The 3,795-nt window shown below is 73.6% G+C and carries 2 protein-coding genes; both read left to right on the top strand.

Annotated features, from left to right (window positions below):
- Window positions 1-79: 79 nt before the first annotated feature.
- The gene (locus D455_RS31780; protein WP_017573700.1) at window positions 80-1,993 is read left to right on the top strand and encodes a TOMM precursor leader peptide-binding protein; all 1,914 of its coding nucleotides are present in this window, start codon (window positions 80-82) and stop codon (window positions 1,991-1,993) included.
- A 47-nt stretch (window positions 1,994-2,040) separates the two neighbouring features.
- Window positions 2,041-3,705 (top strand): SagB family peptide dehydrogenase, encoded by a 1,665-nt coding sequence (locus D455_RS31785; RefSeq protein ID WP_152487162.1) that lies wholly within the window; start codon window positions 2,041-2,043, stop codon window positions 3,703-3,705.
- Window positions 3,706-3,795: the final 90 nt, after the last annotated feature.

Genomic DNA, 3,795 nt, shown 5'->3' on the forward strand with positions numbered 1-3,795 from the left:
TCCCGCCGCCCGGTGACGCCGCGGACGGGGTCCGTGGCGTCACCCCCATCCCCCGTACGACGAGAGCAAGAGGTGTCAGATGACGATGATGACCCCGTCCCCGGTCGCCGGTCCCGGGACACCGGCAGCGGTGTTCGGCCGGATGGTCGCCGACCGTGTACGCGGTGCCGACGGAGCGATCGACGTGGCCGTCCTGGGGATCCCCGGCGCGGACTCCGGGGAGGTGGTCGCGCTGGGCGGCGGGGACGCGAGGGCCCGGGTGAGCGTCCGCCTGTACGGATCGAGTGTCGTCGTCGCCGCCACCCCCGGAGCGCCTGGGCCCTGCCCGTGCTGCCTGGACCGCAGGTGGCTGGTGTGCCGTCCCAAGGCGGAACGCCAGGCCCTGGAGGACCCGCACGGCGTCCTCGCCTCCACCGTGGTCGTTCCGGGACCCCACACCGCCGCGGTCACCGCCGCCCTGGTCGAGGCGGCCCTGGCCGAGGACGACCCGCGCAGCTCACCGGTGTGGGAGGTCGACACGCTGACCTCGGCCGTCAACCGGTTCGGCCTGATCCGCGACTCCGCGTGCGAGCGGTGCGCCCGACCGGTCGAGGACACCGCCGAGGGCGCCCGCGTCGTGCTGGAGCCGGTCCCCGTGGTCTCCCCCGGCGCCACCCGCGCCCGGCGGCCGGAGGACCTCGACCTGCCGATGGAGGCACTGGCCAACTCGGTCTGCGGCATGCTCGGCGGTCCGGCGATGCGCGCCTACCAGGCGACGGCGACCGCGCCGGTCAGCGGATGGTTCAACGTCCGCAGCAAGTACGCGCTGCACGAACTGTGGTGGAGCGGGCACGCCGAGAGCTACGCCCGCAGTGAGCTCCTGGCGGCCCTGGAGGGGTTGGAACGCGACGCCGGACAGCAGCCGCGGCGCGCCCGTGTCGCCCTGCGCGCCCGCGCCGCGGACCTGGACGTCCCCCACCTGGACCCGTCCGAGTGCGGGCTCTACTCCGAGGAGTTCTACCGGCACCACAGCCACCAGTACGTCCCCTGGTCCGAACAGCCCGAAGTGCCGTGGGTGTGGGGCTACTCGCTCCGGGACGAGCGCCCGCTGCTCGTCCCCGAACAGCTCGTCTACTACCTGGACCACCGCACCGACCACCGCAACACCGTGCAGGAGTGCTCCAACGGGTGCGCCTCGGGCAGCTCCCCGACCGAGGCCGTCCTGCACGGCCTGCTCGAACTCATGGAGCGGGACGCCTTCCTCGTCAGCTGGTACGCCGGCCTGACCCCGGCCGAGATCGACCTGGACACCGTCGACTCCGCCCTGGTCCAGCAGATGCGCGCGCACGTGGACCTCTACGGCTACGACCTCCGCTGCTTCGACATCCGCACCGACCTGCCGGTGCCCGCGGTCGGCGCGGTCTCGGTACGCCGCGGTGACGGTCTGGGAACGCTGTGCTTCGCGGGCGGCGCGTCACTGGATCCGGCGGACGCGGTGCGGGCGGCCGTGTGCGAGACCGCCTCCTACATCTCCGGCTTCCCCGAGCGGGTGGAGGCCGAACTGGAACGCACCGAGCGCATGGCCGACGACTACCGGCTGATGACCGAACTGTCCCACCACGCGCTCCTGTTCGGGCTGCCCAGGATGGCCCCAAAGGCCGACCACTGGCTGCGCCAGGACACGCGCCTGCCCCTGGACGAGGTGTTCTCCGACTGGACGACGGGCCGTGAGGCGCCCGGCGACCTCCGCGCCCCCGTGCGGGAACTCGTCGCCATGCTGGCCGAGCGCGGCATGGACACCGTCGTGGTCGACCAGACCACCCCCGAGCAGCGGCTCCTGGGCCTGCACACAGTCTCGGTCATCGTTCCCGGCCTGGTCCCCATCGACTTCGGTTGGGAACGCCAGCGCGCGCTGCACCTGCCGCGCACCCGGTGGGCGCCCCACCACGCCGGGCTGACGTCCCGGCCGCTGCGCGACGACGAACTCCACCGCGTCCCCCACCCCTTCCCCTGACCGCCACGGTCGAGGCCCGCAGACGTTCCTCCAGCAAGGAGTTGAGTTTGACTACAGCAGCCGACACCAACGGCCGCTCCGGCCACAGCGGGGCTGGAGCGGCCGTGGCGCTCGACTACGCCCGCCGGATGTTCGAACGCCAACGCGTCCCCCTACCGCCTCCGGGGTTCCGGGTGGACTGGGACGACCAGCCCTTCCGCCACACCTTCTACCGGGACGCCCCGAAGGTGCCCCTGCCCGCCCCCTTCGACGTTCCCGTTCCCGGCGGCGTCCTGGGATCCGTGGACCGGGCGCGCACGGACGACCGCTGTGATCCCAGCCTGGGGGAACTGGCCACGGCGCTGGCGTGCTACACGGTGACCGGGCGCCGCACCTCCCCCGACTGGAACGACGACAGCGCGCGGCGGCTCCGTTCCGACCTGGCCGTGTGGTCGCGCCCCACCGCGTCGGGCGGCGGTATGTACCCGGTGGAGAGTTACCTGGTCGCCGGCCCCGGAGCCGTGCTGCCGTGCGGCGTCTACCACTACGACACCGCCCACCACGCGCTCGACCGGCTGTCCACACGGGACCGGTCCGACGCACTGGCCGGTGCCAGCGGCGTGCGGGCGCCCCTGTACCTGGTGGCGACGCTGCGGTTCTGGAAGAACTCCTTCAAGTACAACTCCTTCTCCTACCACGTGGTCACCCAGGACACCGGTGCCCTTCTGGGGTCCTGGCGGATGGTGCTGGGCGCCTTCGGCCACACGCCGCGGCCGGTCCTGTGGTTCGACGAGGCGCCCGTGGGCGCGGCCGTGGGCGTCGACGGCCGTACCGAGGCGCCGTTCGCGGTGGTTCCCCTGGGGGAGCGGGCAGACGCCGCGTCCCCCGGCGCTTCGGCCCAACCGCCCACCGCCCCTCCCCGGGTGTGGGAGAGGTCGAGGCGGGTGCGCTCCTTCGACATGGTCGAGCGGGTCCACGCCGCGACCCTGGTGGGTGACGCTCCCCGCCCCTCCCCCGAGGCGGGGGCCGAGGGCACGGCCGACCCGCTGCCCGACGACGTTCCGTCGGTGCCCCTTCCCCCGGTGCCGTCCGCCGCGGACGGCGACGGGCTGGAGCGGGCGCTGCGGACCCGCCGCTCGGGTTTCGGTGTGATGTCCGCGCGGCCCGACCTGGGCGCCGGCGAACTGGGCCGGGTGCTCTCGGCCGCCGAACGGATCGGGCACTGCGCCACCGACGTGGCGCCGTCCCCGCGCCCGCGGCCCTGGGTGCGGCTGCGGGTCCTGGCCAACTCCGTGGAAGGGCTGGAGCAGCGCGCCTACGCCTACGACGGCGACTCCCACCGGCTCCTGTCCGGCCCCTCCGTGGACTTCGCCGACCTGCAACGCCACTACGCGCTCACCAACTACGACCTGAGGCAGTGCGCCGCCGTCGTCGTCGTGTGCGGGCGTCTGGAACCCCTGGTGGCCGCCTACGGGGCGCGGGGTTACCGGATGCTGAGCATCGAGGTCGGCCAGGCCGCCCAGAGCGCCTACCTCGCCGCGACGGAGGCCGACCTGGCGATCGGTGCGGTCCTGGGGCTGGACAACGAGGCCATCGACACGATGCTGGGCGTCTCCGGAAGCGACGAGCGCAGCATGCTCTTCCTGCTGCTGGGCCGGAGGCGTTCTCCCCGCACCGGCTACGACCACGACCTGTACCGTCCGCGCCGGACACCGGAAGGGGACCCGCGATGACCGACCTGCTCCACCCGCCCGAGACGCCCCACTCCGCCCTCGGCCACTGGCGGTTGGGCGAGGGATTCCTGCTCCGTGCGGCGGGCCGGC

Source organism: Nocardiopsis halotolerans DSM 44410 (genome assembly GCF_000341065.1).
GTDB lineage: Bacteria > Actinomycetota > Actinomycetes > Streptosporangiales > Streptosporangiaceae > Nocardiopsis > Nocardiopsis halotolerans.